General features: G+C 61.2%; 12 protein-coding genes. 8 read left to right on the top strand and 4 right to left on the bottom strand.

Annotated features, from left to right (window positions below):
* Positions 1–265: 265 nt before the first annotated feature.
* Together GHK62_RS09290 and GHK62_RS09285 are read left to right on the top strand one after the other, a co-directional pair.
* Positions 266–2,791: a methyl-accepting chemotaxis protein gene (locus GHK62_RS09290; RefSeq protein ID WP_153438360.1), complete on the top strand. Its 2,526-nt coding sequence runs from the start codon at positions 266–268 to the stop codon at positions 2,789–2,791.
* A 377-nt stretch (positions 2,792–3,168) separates the two neighbouring features.
* Positions 3,169–4,050, top strand: coding sequence for a LysR family transcriptional regulator (locus GHK62_RS09285; protein ID WP_153438358.1), 882 nt, complete (start codon positions 3,169–3,171; stop codon positions 4,048–4,050).
* A 178-nt stretch (positions 4,051–4,228) separates the two neighbouring features.
* Here the strand turns inward: GHK62_RS09285 and GHK62_RS09280 are convergent, their stop codons facing one another.
* Positions 4,229–4,468 (bottom strand): SMc00767 family acetate metabolism repressor, encoded by a 240-nt coding sequence (locus GHK62_RS09280; protein WP_136506038.1) that lies wholly within the window; start codon positions 4,466–4,468, stop codon positions 4,229–4,231.
* A 121-nt stretch (positions 4,469–4,589) separates the two neighbouring features.
* The gene (aceA, locus tag GHK62_RS09275) at positions 4,590–5,879 is read right to left on the bottom strand and encodes an isocitrate lyase (RefSeq protein ID WP_153438356.1); all 1,290 of its coding nucleotides are present in this window, start codon (positions 5,877–5,879) and stop codon (positions 4,590–4,592) included.
* 229 nt (positions 5,880–6,108) lie between these two features.
* On the opposite strand from aceA, the gene GHK62_RS09270 reads away from it, so the two are divergent.
* Positions 6,109–7,518, top strand: coding sequence for a helix-turn-helix domain-containing protein (locus GHK62_RS09270; RefSeq protein ID WP_153438354.1), 1,410 nt, complete (start codon positions 6,109–6,111; stop codon positions 7,516–7,518).
* Between the two features lie 7 nt (positions 7,519–7,525).
* On the opposite strand, the gene GHK62_RS09265 is transcribed toward GHK62_RS09270, so the two are convergent.
* On the bottom strand, positions 7,526–8,479 hold the full coding sequence (locus tag GHK62_RS09265; protein ID WP_153438352.1) for a fatty acid desaturase family protein: 954 nt from the start codon (positions 8,477–8,479) through the stop codon (positions 7,526–7,528).
* Between the two features lie 339 nt (positions 8,480–8,818).
* Here GHK62_RS09265 and GHK62_RS09260 point away from each other — a divergent pair, with 339 nt between their 5' ends.
* The 4 genes from GHK62_RS09260 (at position 8,819) to GHK62_RS09245 (ending at position 13,036) form a co-directional block, all read left to right on the top strand.
* The gene (locus GHK62_RS09260; RefSeq protein ID WP_153438350.1) at positions 8,819–9,913 is read left to right on the top strand and encodes a polyamine ABC transporter substrate-binding protein; all 1,095 of its coding nucleotides are present in this window, start codon (positions 8,819–8,821) and stop codon (positions 9,911–9,913) included.
* A gap of 239 nt (positions 9,914–10,152) precedes the next feature.
* Positions 10,153–11,295, top strand: a complete 1,143-nt coding sequence (locus GHK62_RS09255) for an ABC transporter ATP-binding protein (protein ID WP_153438348.1) — start codon at positions 10,153–10,155, stop codon at positions 11,293–11,295.
* Positions 11,296–11,299: 4 nt separating this feature from the next.
* Positions 11,300–12,211, top strand: a complete 912-nt coding sequence (locus tag GHK62_RS09250) for an ABC transporter permease subunit (RefSeq protein ID WP_153438346.1) — start codon at positions 11,300–11,302, stop codon at positions 12,209–12,211.
* Positions 12,212–12,214: 3 nt separating this feature from the next.
* Complete coding sequence (locus GHK62_RS09245; protein WP_153438344.1) at positions 12,215–13,036, top strand: ABC transporter permease subunit; 822 nt, start codon at positions 12,215–12,217, stop codon at positions 13,034–13,036.
* Positions 13,037–13,175: 139 nt separating this feature from the next.
* On the opposite strand, the gene GHK62_RS09240 is transcribed toward GHK62_RS09245, so the two are convergent.
* A complete protein-coding gene (locus GHK62_RS09240; RefSeq protein ID WP_153438342.1) occupies positions 13,176–14,999 on the bottom strand; it encodes an AsmA family protein in 1,824 nt (607 codons plus the stop codon).
* Between the two features lie 175 nt (positions 15,000–15,174).
* On the opposite strand from GHK62_RS09240, the gene GHK62_RS09235 reads away from it, so the two are divergent.
* Positions 15,175–17,127 (top strand): acetoacetate--CoA ligase, encoded by a 1,953-nt coding sequence (locus GHK62_RS09235; protein ID WP_153438341.1) that lies wholly within the window; start codon positions 15,175–15,177, stop codon positions 17,125–17,127.
* The last annotated feature ends 285 nt before the right edge of the window (positions 17,128–17,412 follow it).

Raw genomic sequence — 17,412 nt, 5'->3', positions numbered from 1 at the left:
CTACCCGACGCGCAAGGGACGCTGTAGCACTTTGAATTGCTGCATGTTTTTGTCCTTAAGTCGGCTGCGATTTAAGAAACCAGGCAGTAAGAGGCAGCTTGGCCCCGCAATGATTGCCGGCGAACTGGCGGCGTGCGCCGCATGATCTCCCGAAAAACATCAGCCTGTTTGCGCATCGGGTGGCCTGTTTCTCCCCCAGCAATTGCTTGGGGCGTGAGGGCCATCGGGGGAAGCGAAACGCGAGCTGCGAGCCAAGGTGTTTTCAATGTTCATCGATAGAATTCTTGCCCGTTTCAAGATTCAGACGAAGGTTCTTTTCTTCATCCTGCCGTTTGTCGTCAGCATCTCGGCTGTCGGCATCACTGGCCTCTACGCATCGGGTCTGCTGCAGGGGCGCATGGAGATTTCAAATAGCGTCCTGCAAACGCTGAGCGGCTTCAAGGACGTCTATGCGGGCATGAACAACTTCCTCTACAAGACGACCGAGGAAAGCCGCGATGCCGTTCGCTCTACGATCGCCGCCCAGAAGGACGTCCTCGCTGAAACCGCCGAACAGGTTGCCGGCCAGAATGGACAGGAAGAGCTGACCGCTGCGATCGCTGCGACCAGCGATATCGAGGCGCGTATCGAGGGACTTTGGACGCTGCATGTCGGCGAGCAGGAACTGCGTGCGGCCACGACGGCCAATCTGGAACGTCTGGTGGCCGAGCAGTCGAAGATCAATGAAGAGACGAACCGGCTGCAATATGCCGTGCGCAAGGACGAGAACGCGGCCAAGACGATGCTCCGGAACGCCGAAAAGCTCCTGCGCGCCAGCCGCTTCTTCGCTGAGTTCGGCACCGAGGTCGCCAAGGCGACCACTGTCGAGGAGAAGCTGAAGCAGGTCAGGGACCGCTTCCCGATGATCGGCCGCACGCAGCGCGAGATCTTTACCTTGTTGCCGAAGGGCGAAAAGTCCCTTGCCGACACCGTGAATTCAGCCTCGAGCGAGATCGGCTCGCTGATCAAGGCACCGGTCGGACCCGAAACACTCGGCAGCATTTCGAAGTATGTCGATAGCTTCCGCACGGCGAGCTTCCGCCTCGAAGCCGCCTCCGTTGGCAAGATGCGCGAAGCCACGCAGATCTTCAGTGAACTCGATGAAAAGATCGCGAGCACCGAATCGGTGCTGACGGCGACGCGCCGGCTATCCACGTCGATCACCGACATCCAGATCGCCGCAGCCGCCTTCCTTGGCAGCACGACCGAGGAAAATCGCAAAAAGCTCCTGGATAAGTTCCTTGCCGTTCAGGCAAATTTGACGACGCTGCGCGGAGTCGCGAACGGGATGAGCTTCTTCGGCACCACGTCGGACACGCTCCTTCCGATCATCGACGTCATGAAGAAGGATGGTGTTGCGCTGGTCGCGAGTTCCGATAAGCGCAATTCCGAGTTCAATGCGGCGGGTGAATCGATCAATCAGATCTGGGGCGATCTGACCGAGTTCGCCGAGCAGCAGAAAGTCGCCGCCGGTACCGAACGCGACGAAGCGAACCAGATCTCCGTTGCTGCGACCGTCGCCGGCGTCATCATCGCGTTGCTCGCCGGAATCGCGCTGACGCTGACGCTGAAGAAACCGATCGGGCAGATTACCGCCGCGATGCGCCGCCTTGCCGACGGTGCGCTCGATACGGCGATCGACGGCGACGCACGGCGCGACGAAATCGGCGACATGGCGCGTGCCCTCGGCGTGTTCAAGGAAAACGCCCTTTCCAAGGTGCGCATCGAGGCAGAAAGCGAAGAGCAGCGGTCTCGTGCCGAAGCGGAGCGCAGCCGCAACGACGCCGAGAAGCGTGAACTCGACCGGCAGATCGATCTTGCCGTCAGCGAACTCGCCGCTGGCCTAGGACGTCTGGCGCAAGGCGACCTATCGCGCCAGATCGAGGTGCCCTTCCACGGCCGGCTCGAGCAGTTGCGGACGGATTTCAATGGGTCGCTCATCCGGCTTCAGGATACGCTCGCTCAGATCCGAACGAACGCCCAGGCAATCCAGCAGAGCGGTGCGGACATGCATCATTCGGCCGACTCGCTCTCCAAGCGCACCGAAGCCCAGGCGGCTTCGCTCGAGGAGACCGCGGCCGCGGTCGACCAGATCACGGTGACCGTGCGTTCCTCGGCCGAGCGTGCGCACGAGGCGAACCTCGCCGTTTCGCAGACCAAGAAGAGCGCCGACAGCTCTGCGACCGTCGTTACCAATGCCATCGCCGCGATGGGACGCATCGAAGAGGCTTCACGCCAGATCGAGCAGATCATCGAGGTCATCGACGACATCGCCTTCCAGACCAATCTGCTGGCCTTGAACGCCGGCATTGAGGCTGCACGAGCCGGTGAGGCGGGCAAGGGCTTTGCCGTCGTCGCGCAGGAGGTCCGGGAACTGGCGCAGCGTTCCGCCGAGGCGGCTCGGGAAATCAAGGGGCTCATCAACAAGTCGACCGAGGAGGTCAATTCCGGCTCGCATCTCGTCAAGGAGACCGGCGCGGTGCTCGCTTCGATCAGCGCTCAGATCGTTTCCGTCAGCCAGCATGTGGACATGATCGCGACGGCCAGCCGCGACCAGGCGGCGGCGCTGAACGAGGTCAACGGCTCCGTCAACCAGATGGATCAGATGACCCAGCAGAATGCCTCGATGGTCGAGGAAGCGACGGCCACCAGCCGCGCACTCGCAAGCCAGGCAGATACGCTGATGATGCTCGTCGAGCAATTCCGGCTGGAGCCGGAGACCGGTTCCGGTCAGGTCTATCGCGCAGCGTAGCGGACGCCAACGTTAAAGGTCCTGCGGGCACGCCGCGTGGCGCCGAAGAACTGAACGCCGCGCATCAGGGATGCGCGGCGTTCTCATTTCATGCTGCTTGCGCAAAGGGCCGGACAGGTGTCGGCCGTGTCCTCGTGCGTCTCGGCGGGCCGTCGCCTGCGGAAGAACGCCGCAAATAGCTCCTTCGTGAAGTCCTTCGTGCGGCTTGGCCGTCGGGGCTCGAACGGTTCGTCCCAGCGGCGATTTCTTGAGGCCATATCGAATAGAACGGCCATTGCCATCATGTCCATGGTGATGCTCCTCGTTTTTGGGCATCTCCTTTTTATGCATTCAAAACTGTTTTACATACATCCCATTTCCCCATATGTCTTTCACCCATGAAAAACATGGACTGGGACATCTACCGCTGTTTCATGACCGTGGCGCGCGCCGGCGGCCTGACTGGTGCGGCGCAGGTAACTGGCCTTAGTCCGGCAACCATCGGCCGCCGGATGCTGGAGATCGAGGAGCGTACCGGGCGCTCGCTCTTCGTGCGCAGCCAGACCGGATACGTGCTCACCGCCGACGGACGTCTCCTGTTCGAGCAATTGCAGGAAATGGAGGCGGCGGCTCGCAAGGTTGAGAACTGGCAAAAGGAAGGCGAGGGGATGCCGGTCGTGCGCATCGCGGCCGGAACGTGGAACGCATGGCTGATCGCGGAAAATTTTCCGGCGATCTGCACCGAGCGCGATGCCTTTGCCATATCGCTTTCGATCGGGGAGGCGCGGGCGAATCTTGCCTATCGGGAGAGCGATATCGGCATCCGCGCCTTCGAGCCGGAAGAGGCCTATCTGGCCTCGCGGTTGATCGGCGAAGTGGCCTATGCCGCCTACCGGCGGAAAAATGCGCCGGACGGTGGGCCGGATCGCTGGGTTGCGGTTGCCGAGGAAGAGGCGATCTCGGCCTATCTGCGCTGGCCGCACGAGCAGGCGGCCGGCCGCATTGTTGCGACGGTTGGTCGCCCGCGCTCCTTGCTCGATCTCGCGCGCGCCGGGGCGGGAAGGGCGGTATTGCCCTGCTTCGTCGGCGACCTCGATCCGCTGCTCGAGCGCGCCGGCGAGGAAATCGAACCGCTTCGACATCGGCAATGGATCGTCATGAACAACGATGACCGCCACAGGCGGGAAATCCGCACCGTCGTTGACCGAATGACACGGCTGCTGCGCAGCCACGTGGATGTATTTGCCGGCAAGCGCCCGCGGCGGACCTCCTCTGCATAGGACCGAAACGGTCACCGGCCGATTTGCGGTCGGCCGATGACCTCCTCTGGATGGAAGGCTATCTTTCAGCCCCTGTCGCGAGTGACGGCCACGGGAATCCGACGCTTGCGTGACAGGGTGTCGCGCCAGTACATGCCAGAGAGCGTTAGGACGAGCACGACAGCCGCGAGACCGAACATCACGACCGCCCTTGTGTGACGATGACCGGAATGAGCAGGTCGCCCCAGTTGCCTTCGCCGCCATGATGGCGCGCCGAGCGCACGAGCTCGACCGAAACGCCGGCGTCGACGGCCTTCATGACCGACTGGTTGAGGCGATGCAGGTCGTTCGCGACCATGCGGATCGCTGCCTGCTGTTCCGGGGTCATGGCCGACGACTGTTCCTCGGCCCGTTCCTTGACGCGTGTCTGTACTGTCATTGGTGTTGCTCCTTCAAAGGTAAGAGCCGGATGCGGGATATTGGTTCCGCTTTCCGTTCGAGGTTCTGTTGTTTTCCGAGGCGCGCGACGGGCAGGGATGCCGCGCGCCCCGGCCTTTCGTTCATTCTGCCGCCGGGCGGAACTGGTCGTGCTCGGTCGATTCCTTCATGGCGGTGGTAGACGACTGGCCGCCGGTGATTGCCAGCGACACCGCATCGAAATAGCCGGTGCCGACTTCGCGCTGGTGCTTGGTCGCGGTGTAGCCGTTGGCCTCGGCTGCGAATTCCGCTTCCTGCAGTTCCGAATAGGCGGCCATCTGCCGATCCTTGTAGCCGCGCGCCAGCTCGAACATGCCATAGTTCAGCTGATGGAAGCCGGCGAGCGTGATGAACTGGAACTTGTAGCCCATCGCGCCCAACTCGCGCTGGAACTTGGCGATCGTCGCGTCGTCGAGGTTCTTCTTCCAGTTGAACGACGGCGAGCAATTATAGGCGAGCAGCTTGCCCGGATGAACCTTGTGCACGCCTTCGGCAAATTTGCGCGCCTGCTCCAGGTCCGGCTTCGAGGTTTCGCACCAGATAAGGTCGCAATGCGGCGCATAGGCGACCGCGCGGGCGATGCAGGGCTCGATGCCGTTCCTTACCTGATAGAAACCCTCCACGGTGCGGCCGGCATCGTAGTCGACAAAGGGCCGGTCGCGCTCATCGATGTCCGAGGTGAGCAGCTTCGCCGCTTCCGCATCGGTGCGGGCGATGACGAGCGTCGGCGTTCCCATGACGTCGGCGGCGAGCCGCGCGGCGTTCAGGTTACGGATGTGCGCCGCGGTCGGGATCAGCACCTTGCCGCCGAGATGGCCGCATTTCTTTTCCGACGCGAGCTGATCCTCATAGTGGACACCGGCGGCGCCCGCCTCAATGAAGGCCTTCATGATCTCGAAGGCGTTCAATGGCCCGCCGAAACCCGCTTCCGCGTCGGCAACGATCGGCGCAAACCAGGTCTCGACGGAAAGCCCTTTGCCCTCCGCGGTTTCGATCTGATCGGCACGCTGCAGCGTGCGGTTGATGCGCTTCGCCAGTTCCGGCGCCGCATTGGCCGGATAGAGCGACTGGTCCGGATACATCGCCGAAGCCGTGTTGGCGTCCGCGGCAACCTGCCAGCCGGAGAGATAGATCGCCTTCAGGCCGGCGCGGACCATCTGCATGGCCTGGTTGCCCGAGAGCGCGCCGAGCGCGTTGACGAAATCTTCGTCGTGGATGAGCTTCCACAGACGATTGGCACCCATCTCGGCAAGAGAATAACGGATTTCCACCGATCCCCGCAGCCGCTTCACGTCTTCGGCGGTATAGGGTCGCTGGACACCGTCGAAACGTCCCTGCGGCGCGCTGGGAACGAGGTTGTAAAAATCAGTCATTCTTGCCTCCTTGTAAAAACCGATAGCTCTTTGACTTTGGTCTTACGCCCATTCTTGGCCGCAAGCTCATGTGACATTTTTTACATTGCAGTGCACGTGAGCGCCATGGAAATCGCAGGAATAGCCGATTCAAAAGGGTTATCTTGTCTTGTGTTTGACAGTGGGAATCTGTAAATCTGTAAAAGATGTCAAAGCTGCCGCGGCGCCGATTTTGTAAAGGGAGTTACAAATGGCTGAAAACAAGATCTTCGCCGGGCCGCGCGTCAGACGCATCCGCAACGGCCTTCAGTTGACGCAGACGGCGATGGCGGAGGCGCTCGGCATCTCCCCCTCCTACCTGAACCTTATCGAGCGCAATCAGCGGCCGCTGACGGTGCAGCTTCTCCTCAAGCTTTCCTCGGTCTACAAGGTGGACCTCGACGAGTTGCAGGGAGAAACCGGCGGCGGTCTGGCGCAGCTGCGCGAGGTTTTCGCGGACCCGCTTCTAGCCGGGGAACTCCCGGGCGACCAGGAACTGATCGAAATCGCCGAAGCGGCGCCCAATGCCTCCGGCGGCATCGTCAAGCTTTATCGCGCCTATCGCGAGCAGGCGTCACGCCTCAAGGATCTTGCCGATCTCCTTGCGGGACAGGGGCACATGGCGGCGCTTTCGGGCACGCGGCTGCCGATCGACGAGGTGCGCGAGGCGTTCGAGGCGCGGCCCAATCATTTCGCGCGGATCGAGGAGGCCATGGAGGCGTTCCATGCGGCGCTTTCCCCCGGCGACGATCTCTCCGGAGCGCTGAAGGCCTGGCTCAAGAAGGAGCATGGCCTCGTCGTCAGAACGCTGCCGGTGCACGCCATGCCGAACCTGCGCCGGCGTTTCGACCGGCACTCGATGCGGCTCTTTATTTCCGAACGCCTGTCACCCTTCGACCAGACGCGGGAAATCGCCATGGAAGTGGCGTCGATCGCCTGTCACGAGGCGATCGACGCAGAGCTGGAGCAAATCCGCTTCTCGACTGCCGAGGCGCGCCGCATCGGTCGCTTCGAACTCGCACGATATGCCGCTCACGCCTTGATGATGCCCTATCAAACGTTTCTCGCCGCCGCACAGCGCGCGAAATACGACATCGATCTATTGCGATCCCGCTTTCAGGTGTCCTTCGAACAGGCAGCCAATCGACTGACGATGCTGCAGCGTCCCGGTGCAACGGGCATCCCGTTTTTCCTCATGGAGATCGATAATGCCGGCCACCGGCTGCGCCGTGCAGGCGCGCTTGGCTTTCCTGCTGCGCGCTTCGGCGGCGCCTGTCCCAAGCTCAATATCCATGCCGCCTTCGCCGTGCCGGGCCAGGTTCTCGTCGACCGCGTCGAAATGCCGGAAGGTAGTGAATTCCTTGTCGTTTCGCGGACACTCGACGGACCGCAAGCGGGCTTTGAGGAAAGGGTGAGACGTACGGCGCTGCTCATCGGCTGTGACGCCGGATTCGCGGAGGAAGTCGTCTATGGTGCTTCGAAGATGGTGGCAGTACCCGTCGGTGCGGCCTGCCGCCTCTGCGAGCGGCAAGGCTGTCTGGCGCGCGCCGAACCGCCCGTCACCCGCCCGCTCGGCCTTGATGAGATGGCGACGGGCCTCAGCGTTTTCGATTTTCAGTAGTCAGGTTTCAGTAGCTGGCCGGGTGCTGATTGGGCAACAGCGGCGCCTCGGGCGCAAAGCACTCCGCAGTGAGACCGGTGGTATAGCCGCGGGTGATGTGGGCCTTCTCCGCATAGGCCTTGTTTCGCATCAGGATCGCGTGCAGTTCCGGCAGGTTATAGTAGGGCACACCGGGATAGAGGTGGTGCTCGAGGTGGTAGTTGATGTTGTGGGGCGCGAAGAAAAGCTTCTCCCAGGCATGAGGATAGACAGTGCGTGAGCTCGTCAGCTCGTCGCTGTAATCCATGCTGCCGAAATGTTCGGCGACGCTGCGCACGTAAAGAAACAGGCAGAAGAAGGTGAAAAAGGGCACGAGCCAGTAGAGAACGAATTCGCGCCAGATGCCGAGGACCGTGAAAAGGACTGCTGCCGATAGGTAGAAGCCAAGCCGCAGCGCCTTGTAGGCCGAAGTCGAGCGATCGGTCTTCGAGATCCTCTTGGCCATGTGGATGAGGTCGCGGATCGAATTCACCGCAACGAGATAGCCGAGCAGTTGCGTTATGCCGCGCGCCAGTTTCTGCGGGAAGGTAAACTGTGCCAGGCCACGCTTTGCGATCCAGTCCGGGTCGTCATCGGTATTGGCGTGCTGGTGATGGGCAAGATGGTTCTGGCGATAGCCGTCGACGGTTGCCAGCACCGGCCAGGCTAGCAGAATGTCGCTCATCCAGTCGCTGAGCTTGCGGTCGCGGATGATGCGGTAATGGGCAGCCTCATGCACCATGCAGCCGAAGGCGTGCATTCGCCCGGCGATCACGGCGATGGCGATCACGTAGACCAGGATATTGTCGGCATATTCACTGACGGCGATCGCTGCCGCTATGGTTGCCCAGTCCGTGGCGATTGCCGTTAGTGATTTTCTCGGCTGCAGAACCGAGAGGCGTTTCAGTTCCCTCGGATCGATCCTGCGGTTTCGCTCGCTCATGACGTGGTCCGGACGCTTCTACACAACCGCCGGCAAACTCGCATTTCCACTAAGGTTAATCAATCGTAAACGCGGCCCGCTAGTCGGCATGTTTGCGCCATGGTTAACAAGGGTGGCTGTTTCCGCTTGATACAGGGGCCCTGATCAACGCGCCATAAGTACCGGTTTTTGCTTACGCTTGCCAAAATGCGATCGGACACGGGATCGTGCCTGAAACCCGAGCGAAAGCGCTTGAGGTTGGTGAGAAAGATGCCTAACCTCGCCGTCGGGTCGACTGGGATCGGGCTTGACCGCACGGGTTAGCGGCTCCGGCCGAAACCGATAATAATGAGGGAACTGATGTCCAAAATCATAATCGCAACACTTGCAGCCGCGACACTTGCGGGATCGACCATGCTCGCCTCCGCGCAGGAGCGCGTCGTCAACGTCTACAACTGGTCCGACTATATCGACAGCAGCATCCTCGAGGACTTCACCAAAGAGACCGGCATCAAGGTGGTCTACGACGTCTTCGATTCCAACGAAATCCTGGAGACCAAACTGCTTGCCGGCGGCTCCGGCTACGACGTCGTGGTGCCGACGGCTTATTTCCTGCAGCGCCAGATCGCGGCTGGGGTCTTCCAGAAGCTCGACAAGTCGAAGCTCCCGAACCTGTCGAACATGTGGAACGTCATCATGGAGCGTACGGCGCAGTACGATCCCGGCAACGAATATGCCGTCGACTACATGTGGGGTACGACCGGCATCGGCTACAATGTCGACAAGATGAAGGAGATCCTGGGCACCGACGAGAAGCCGAACTGGGACGTCATCTTCAAGCCCGAACTGGCCGCGAAGTTTAAGGATTGCGGCATCCATATCCTCGATTCTCCGACCGACATCGTTCCTTCCGCACTTGCCTATCTGGGCCTCAATCCCGACAGCCACGACACGGCCGACCTTGAAAAGGCGGGCGAACTGCTGACGACCATCCGCCCCTATGTCCGCAAGTTCCATTCGTCGGAATACATCAACGCGCTCGCAAACGGCGACATCTGCCTGGCCGTCGGCTTCTCCGGCGATATCTTCCAGGCGCGGGACCGGGCTGCGGAGGCGAAAGCCGGTGTCACGGTCGATTATTCGATCCCGGCGCAAGGCGCGCAGATGTGGTTCGACATGCTCGCAATTCCCGCCGACGCGCCGCATGTCGCCGAAGCGCATGAGTTCATCAACTACATGATGAAGCCGGAGGTCATTGCCAAGGCCTCGAACTATGTCTTCTACGCCAATGGCAACAAAGCTTCCCAGCAGTTCCTGGACAAGGAAGTCTTGGAAGACACGGCTATCTATCCGTCAGACGAGGTGATGCAGAAGCTGTTCACCGTCACGCCGTTCGAGCCCAAGGAGCAGCGGGCCTTGACCCGGCTCTGGACCAAGGTCGTGACCGGCCAGTAAGAGCGGAAGCGAATTGCCCGGCCCCGAAATCCGGGCAATTTTTTTGGAGCGGGACGAGGAAAGACGCGACGTTATTTTTCGCCTGTCTTTCCGGTCACCGTAAGATTGCAATGGGCGCTTTAAGGATAAGACATGCAGCAATCCGAAGAGCTACAGCGTCCTTTGCGCGTCTGACAGGACGCGCGGCGCTGCAGCGTCAGGATGGGGCGCCCATCGGCTGTGTCATTTGGGGATAGATAATGAAGTCTTTCGGCAGTATCCGGCGGTCCTTCGCGCCATGGGCGGACCCGGCCTCCAAACCATTCATTTCCTTCAAGAACGTCACCAAGAAGTTCGGAGACTTCACCGCCGTCGACGACCTTTCGTTAAACATCTACACCCGGGAGTTCTTCGCCCTCCTGGGTGCCTCCGGCTGTGGGAAATCGACCTTGCTGCGCATGCTTGCCGGCTTCGAGCAGCCGACGTCGGGCGAGATCATTCTCGATGGCCAGAATCTCGCCGGCATCCCGCCGTATCGGCGACCCGTCAACATGATGTTTCAGTCCTACGCGCTGTTTCCGCATATGACCGTCGAGAGCAACGTTGCCTTCGGGCTGAAGCAGGACGGCATGCCGAAGCAGGACATTGCCGAGCGCGTCGCGCAGATGCTGAAGCTCGTCAAGCTCGAGAAATTCGCCAAGCGCAAGCCGCACCAGCTTTCCGGCGGTCAACGCCAGCGCGTGGCGCTTGCCCGTTCGCTCGCCAAGCGCCCCAAGGTGCTGTTGCTCGACGAGCCGCTCGGCGCGCTCGACAAGAAGCTGCGCGAGGAAACCCAGTTCGAGCTGATGGACCTGCAGCAGCAATTGGGCCTGACCTTCGTCGTCGTCACCCATGACCAGGAAGAAGCCATGACCATGGCCGACCGCATCGCCGTCATGAGCCATGGCAAGGTCATTCAGGTGGCGACGCCGGCGGAAATCTACGAGGCGCCGAATTCGCGCTTCGTCGCGGACTTCATCGGCGACGTGAACATTTTCGACGGCACGGTCGCCGCTGCGGACGACGGCCGCGTCCGTGTCGAGACAGCGGGCGGCGTTCCGATCCGGATGGCCTCGCCCGACAAGCTGCCGACGGGGGCTAGGGCCGCCGTTGCCATTCGGCCGGAAAAGATCCGGGTCACCCGGCGGGCGCCGCAACACGCGCCGCTCAACGCAGCCGAAGGCGAGATCTGGGACATCGGCTATCTGGGTGACATGACGGTCTTCCACATTCGCCTGAAGGACGGCAAGGTCATCAAGGCATCGTCGCTGAATGCCGTGCGCGCCGTCGAGGATCCGCTTGGCTATGACCAGCAGGTCTGGGTCTCGTTCAGCGAAGACGCGGGCGTGGTGTTGAAGGATTGAAGTCATGGCAAGAATTGCGTCAGCCTTCGTCAGCCGCCTGGTCATCATCATTCCCTATGCCTGGCTGCTCTTCTTCTTTCTCATTCCCTTTTTCATCGTCTTCCGCATCTCGCTTTCGCAGACAGCGATTGCCATGCCGCCCTACACGCCGGTCTTCGATCTGGTCGGCGGCCTTTCGGGCATCCTCGAGGGAGTGCGCGAGTTTTCCCTCGACAACTATGTCTGGCTGACCGAGGACGTGCTCTATTTCAACGCCTATGTTTCGAGCTTGGTTATCGCGGCCGTTTCCACCTTCCTGACGCTCTTGATCGGCTATCCGATCGCCTACGGAATGGCGCAGGCGCCGCGTTCCATCCGTCCGACACTGTTGATGCTGGTGATCCTGCCCTTCTGGACGAGCTTCCTCATCCGCGTCTACGCCTGGATCGCGATCCTGAAGCCGGAAGGCCTGCTCAATCAGTTCCTGATTGCCATCGGCGTCATCGATCAGCCACTCATCATCCTCAACACAAACTGGGCGATCTACATAGGCATCGTCTATTCCTATCTGCCCTTCATGGTATTGCCGATCTATTCGGCACTCGAGAAGATGGATCACACGCTGACCGAGGCGGCCCAGGACCTCGGCTGCACGCCGATCACCGCGTTCTGGCGCGTGACGTTCCCGCTGTCGTTCGCCGGTGTCGTGGCCGGCTGCCTGCTGGTCTTCATTCCGGCGGTTGGCGAGTTCGTCATCCCGGACCTGCTCGGCGGATCGGAAACCCTCATGATCGGCAAGACGCTGTGGAACGAATTCAATTCCAACCGCGACTGGCCCGTCTCTTCGGCGGTCGCCACGGTCCTCCTGCTCATCCTGGTGCTCCCGATCGTCTATTTCCAGAATATGCAGGCGAAAGCCGACAGCGAGGGGAGATAGACTATGGCAAAATGGTCCCGCTTTAACATCGTCTCCGTCGTCCTCGGCTTCGGCTTCCTCTACCTGCCGATCGTGCTTCTGGTGATCTTTTCGTTCAACGAGTCGAAACTCGTGACCGTCTGGGCCGGCTTTTCGACGCGATGGTATGGCCAGCTCTGGCACAACCAGGCCCTGCTCGATGCGGCCTGGGTCACCATTCGCGTCGGGCTTCTGTCGGCGACCTGCGCGACGGTGCTTGGGACTCTGGCGGCGCTGGCACTCGTGCGCTACACGCGGTTTCGCGGCCGGGTGCTGTTCTCCGGCATGGTCTACGCGCCGCTAGTCATGCCTGAGGTGATCACCGGCCTGTCGCTGCTGTTGCTCTTCGTCGCCGTTGGACTCGATCGCGGCTTCTGGACGATCACGCTCGCCCACATCACCTTCACGATGTGCTTCGTCGCGGTCGTGGTTCAGTCGCGCCTCCTGAGCTTCGACCAGTCGATCGAGGAGGCGGCGCTTGATCTCGGCGCGACGCCGGTCAGAACGTTCTTTGCAATTACGCTGCCGGTGATTTCGCCCGCAGTGTTTTCCGGCTGGGTGCTTGCCTTCACCCTGTCGCTCGACGATCTGGTGATTTCGAGCTTCACGACGGGGCCCGGTGCAACCACCCTGCCGATGAAGATCTATAGCCAGGTGCGCCTCGGCGTGACTCCGGAAATCAACGCGATCTGCACGATCCTGATCGGCGTCGTCGCGCTCGGCGTGCTCATCGCCTCGATCGTGACGAAGCGTCGGGAGGTGCAGCGCGAGAGGGACGAGCGCGCTGCATTTGCCGCGATAGGCTGACCGCCGAGGGAAGCGGTCTGAACGCTACTGCATGTGTTTATCCTCAAATCGTCGCCGATTTGAGGATAAACACATGCAGCAACTCAAAGTGCTGCAGCGTCCTTTACGCGTCTGATAAGACGCGCGACGCTGTAGGGGCTTATTGCGGCTCGACGAGGACGGAGAGCGGCGAGATGACCGCATTCGGCCAGGACCCGCCGACGAAGAAACGCAGCGGTTGGTTGATCGTCTCCGTGTTTTCCAGCATGCCGGCAAGCGCAAGGCTTCCCGTGCGGTTGGGGATGACGCCGGTAACCGACAGGCTGCCCGATGGTCCGGCAAAATTCGCCCGGTTCAGCCGGGCTACGCCGCCGCCGAAGATGGCGTCGATCTCTGCCGTCTGGAAGTCGAATGACCCGGCACTCGCCTGCGAGAGAGAAAAGAATTCCCCTCTTTGGATGAGGTCGACGAAGGCGTTCGCATCGAATCCGGAAAGGCGGCCGTTTGCCAGCGAGAAGGTCAGGCCGCCCGAAAGATCGGCGGCGCTGGTCGCCCAGACGGCACGGTCCGTCGCAAGATCGAGATTGAGCGTGCCCTTGCCGCTCGGCGTCGGCCCATTCAAGCCAAAACTGTTGAGTACGGCGGCAAAGTCAGCATCCTTCAGGCTCATCTGCAGCCTGCCGCCATGTTCCAGCCCCTTGTCCGAGAGCACGACGCGGCCGCTGAGAACACCGTTTGCATAGGTACTGTCGCCGATATCGAGCGATGCCCGGTTGCCATTGACCATGACACCGGCCGCGACGTCGGTGAGGTGCAGCGGACCGACGAACACCTCCTGCGAAGAAAGCCGCACATCTGCCCGCCAGGCGCCGGTCAGGTTTTCCACCATCCGCCATAAAGGATCGCTTGCTTCCGCTGGCTTCACTGTCGGGAAGTTGAGGCCGTTGAGATCGATACTGTCGAAGGCAAGTGTTCCTTCGACACGCGGCGTGTCGCTGGTGGGAAACGCGACGTCCAGGACACCGGTTGCGGTGGCGCCGCCCACCGCAAGTTGCAGTTCATCGAGTTTGAGCGTCTTTTCGCCAGTCGCCACCATGGCATCGATGCTGAAAGCGCCTGCAGGTAGCATTCCCGACGAGCCGCCCCGATACCAGGCAAGAAGCGCTGACAGCGAAGGGGCGGATGCCTGCAGATGGCCGGAGGCAAAGGGATACATTGAGAAATTACCGATGCCTTCGAAGGAGAAGGTCAACGGGGTAGATGTCAGTGACGTCCGAAGCGACGCATTGCCGCCGGCAAAGAGGGCCAGCGGTTGGTCGCAGATCAACGCCCAGTCGATCGCCTCGCCGCCGATCGTCGTCGAAAGCTGTGCGCTGATGCGCTCGGCGAAGGACGGCCATTTGACGGTTCCGGAAATGGCCGGAATGTCGAGGTCCAGGCCGCCGCCCGCCGTTCGGTCGAGGATCCGAAGCCGCCCGTTTTCGATCGTTATGTCGCCGAAGGGTGTATCCCCCTCGGTCGTCGTTTCGACGAGGCTCAGCCAGTGCGGCCGTTTCCAGTTGACCGTTCCGTCGGCGGCGCGCTCGATGGTGACGACCGGATCGATGAAGCGGATATCGTCCAGCGCCGGCTCGCCGCGAAGGGCGGCAAGCAAACTGAAGGATGCGGTAATACGGCCAACATGCGCAAGCGGGCGCGGGTTTGCCTCGCTCGTCTCGATCGTTGCCGAGGGCAGAATCAGTTCCGGCTCCGGCCAGAACCGGACTTGGGGTTCGCCGTCAATCCTGCTCTTGCCGCCTGACCAGGCATCGAGCATTCGTTCCATCGTTGCGCGGGCATCGCTCGTCGAAATGACCAGCGGCAACGCGGCGTTGTAGGCGACGGCGAGGCCGACGCCGATTGCGGCGGACCAGACGAGGTGGCGGCGGCCGATCCGCGACCGGAGGCCGGAACTGCGCAATATCTGCAGGAATTGTCTCGTCATTTCGGTCGGATTGCGGTTGCCTCTCGGGTCAAGCCGTCTGGATAGGCCTTCGGGTTGGAGAAAGCAAATGCGACTGGCATGGAAATGTCGTCATCGCGATGCCGAACCAGGCTGCATGCTGTTTATTTTGCGTTGCAGCATGGTATAGAAACTCGCAGAGGAGTGGGAGGAGAGCATGCAAGCAGATCGACCTTTGTGGGTTCCTGGTTCCGAGATTCTCGAGCGAAGCCCGATGGCGCAATTCATGGCGTGGTGCGGGCAACGTTTCGACCGGGATTTTGCCGACTACGACGCTTTCCATGATTGGTCCGTGGCCGAGCGGGGCGATTTCTGGACCGCGGTCTGGGAGTATTGCGGTGTCGTCGGCGACCGTGGGGAGCGGGCGCTCATCAATGGAGAGCGGATGCTTGACGCCCGCTTCTTTCCTGATGCAACGCTGAATTTCGCCGAGAACCTGCTGCGCAAGAGCGGCGGCGACGACGCGCTGGTCTTTCGCGGTGAGGACAAGGCCGGCTACCGGCTTTCCTGGGACGATTTGCGCGCCCTCGTGTCGCGCCTGCAGCAGGCAATGAGGGCCAAGAGTATCGGCAAGGGTGACCGCGTCGCCGCGATGATGCCGAACATGCCCGAGACGGTAGCGCTGATGCTGGCGACCGCTTCGATCGGGGCCATCTGGTCGTCCTGCTCGCCCGATTTCGGCGAGCAGGGTGTTCTCGACCGCTTCGGCCAGATCGGCCCGAAGCTGTTTATCGTCTGCGACGGCTATTGGTACAACGGCAAGCGGCAGGACGTCGCCGGCAAGGTGCGCACGGTCGCCGCCACGCTGGCTGTGCCGACCGTCATTATTCCTTATGCGGGCGACAGCGGTTCGCTGGCAGCGGCGGTCGACGGCGGCGTCACCCTGGCCGATTTCATTGCCCCCTTCGAGGTGAGACCGCTGGTGTTCGAGCGGCTGCCGTTCAGCCATCCGCTCTACATTCTGTTTTCCTCCGGTACCACCGGCGTGCCGAAATGCATCGTGCATTCGGCAGGCGGGACCTTGCTGCAGCATCTGAAGGAACACCGTTTCCACTGCGGCCTGAAGGAAGGCGAGAAGCTCTTTTACTTCACCACCTGCGGCTGGATGATGTGGAACTGGCTGGCATCGGGTCTTGCCGCAGGTGCCACGCTTTGCCTTTTCGATGGCTCGCCCTTCTATCCGGACGGTAATGTCCTCTTCGACTATGCGGCAGAGGAACGGTTCGCGATTTTCGGCACGTCGGCAAAATATATCGACGCCGTGCGCAAGGGTGGCTTCACGCCGATCAGCACGCATGACCTCTCCACGCTCCGTCTGTTGACGTCGACCGGTTCGCCGCTTTCTCCGGAAGGTTTTTCGTTCGTCTACGAGGGCATCAAATCGGACGTGCAACTCGCCTCGATCTCCGGCGGCACCGACATCGTGTCCTGCTTCGTGCTCGGCAATCCGCTGAAGCCGGTCTGGCGCGGCGAAATCCAGGGGCCCGGCCTCGGGCTTGCCATGGACGTCTGGAACGACGAGGGCCAATCCGTGCACGGTGAGAAAGGCGAGCTCGTTTGCACCAAGGCCTTTCCGTCGATGCCGATCATGTTCTGGAACGATCCCGAGGGTGCCAAATACCGCGCGGCTTATTTCGAGCGTTTCGACAACGTTTGGTGCCATGGCGATTTTGCCGAATGGACGCCGCATGGCGGCATCATCATTCACGGCCGTTCCGACGCGACGCTCAATCCAGGTGGAGTGCGGATCGGCACGGCGGAGATCTATAATCAGGTCGAGCAGATGGAAGAGGTTGCCGAGGCGCTGTGCATCGGCCAGGATTGGGAGGATGACGTCCGGGTAATCCTCTTCGTCCGGCTGGCGCCGGGTGTCGAATTGACCGACGACCTGACGAAAGCCATCAAGAACCGCATCCGCACCGGCGCTTCGCCGCGTCACGTGCCGGCGAAGGTCATTGCCGTTGCCGATATTCCGCGAACCAAATCGGGCAAGATCGTCGAGCTTGCGGTTCGCGACGTCGTGCATGGCCGGCCGGTCAAGAACAAGGAGGCGCTAGCGAACCCGGAAGCGCTCGACCTATTTGCCGGTCTCGATGCATTGAAAAGCTGACTATTCGGGCGGGACGGCTTCCTCGCCATCCCGCCGCCCTCCTTGCTGTTCCAATCCGCCGTCGCGTTAACCAGTTCGGGCGCCGTGAATTAACCAAATCGTCGGAGTTGCGCGCGACTGCGTAAGATTGTTGGATCAAAAAGTAAGATCTTGTTTACATTTGAGGGTGCATGGTCGAGCCAACTTGAGGCCGACCAGTCAAGGGCCGGTGCCGCAGCAGCGATGTTGCCGCAGACATGATGTCACCTTTTCTCGAGCATTTGTTGGTTAGCATTGACTTCAGAG

Origin of the sequence: Sinorhizobium terangae (assembly GCF_009601505.1) — a bacterium.
Classification (GTDB): Bacteria; Pseudomonadota; Alphaproteobacteria; order Rhizobiales; family Rhizobiaceae; genus Sinorhizobium; species Sinorhizobium terangae.
Note: the sequence above shows the minus strand (reverse complement) of the source record. Positions and strands in the feature narration are given on the sequence as shown.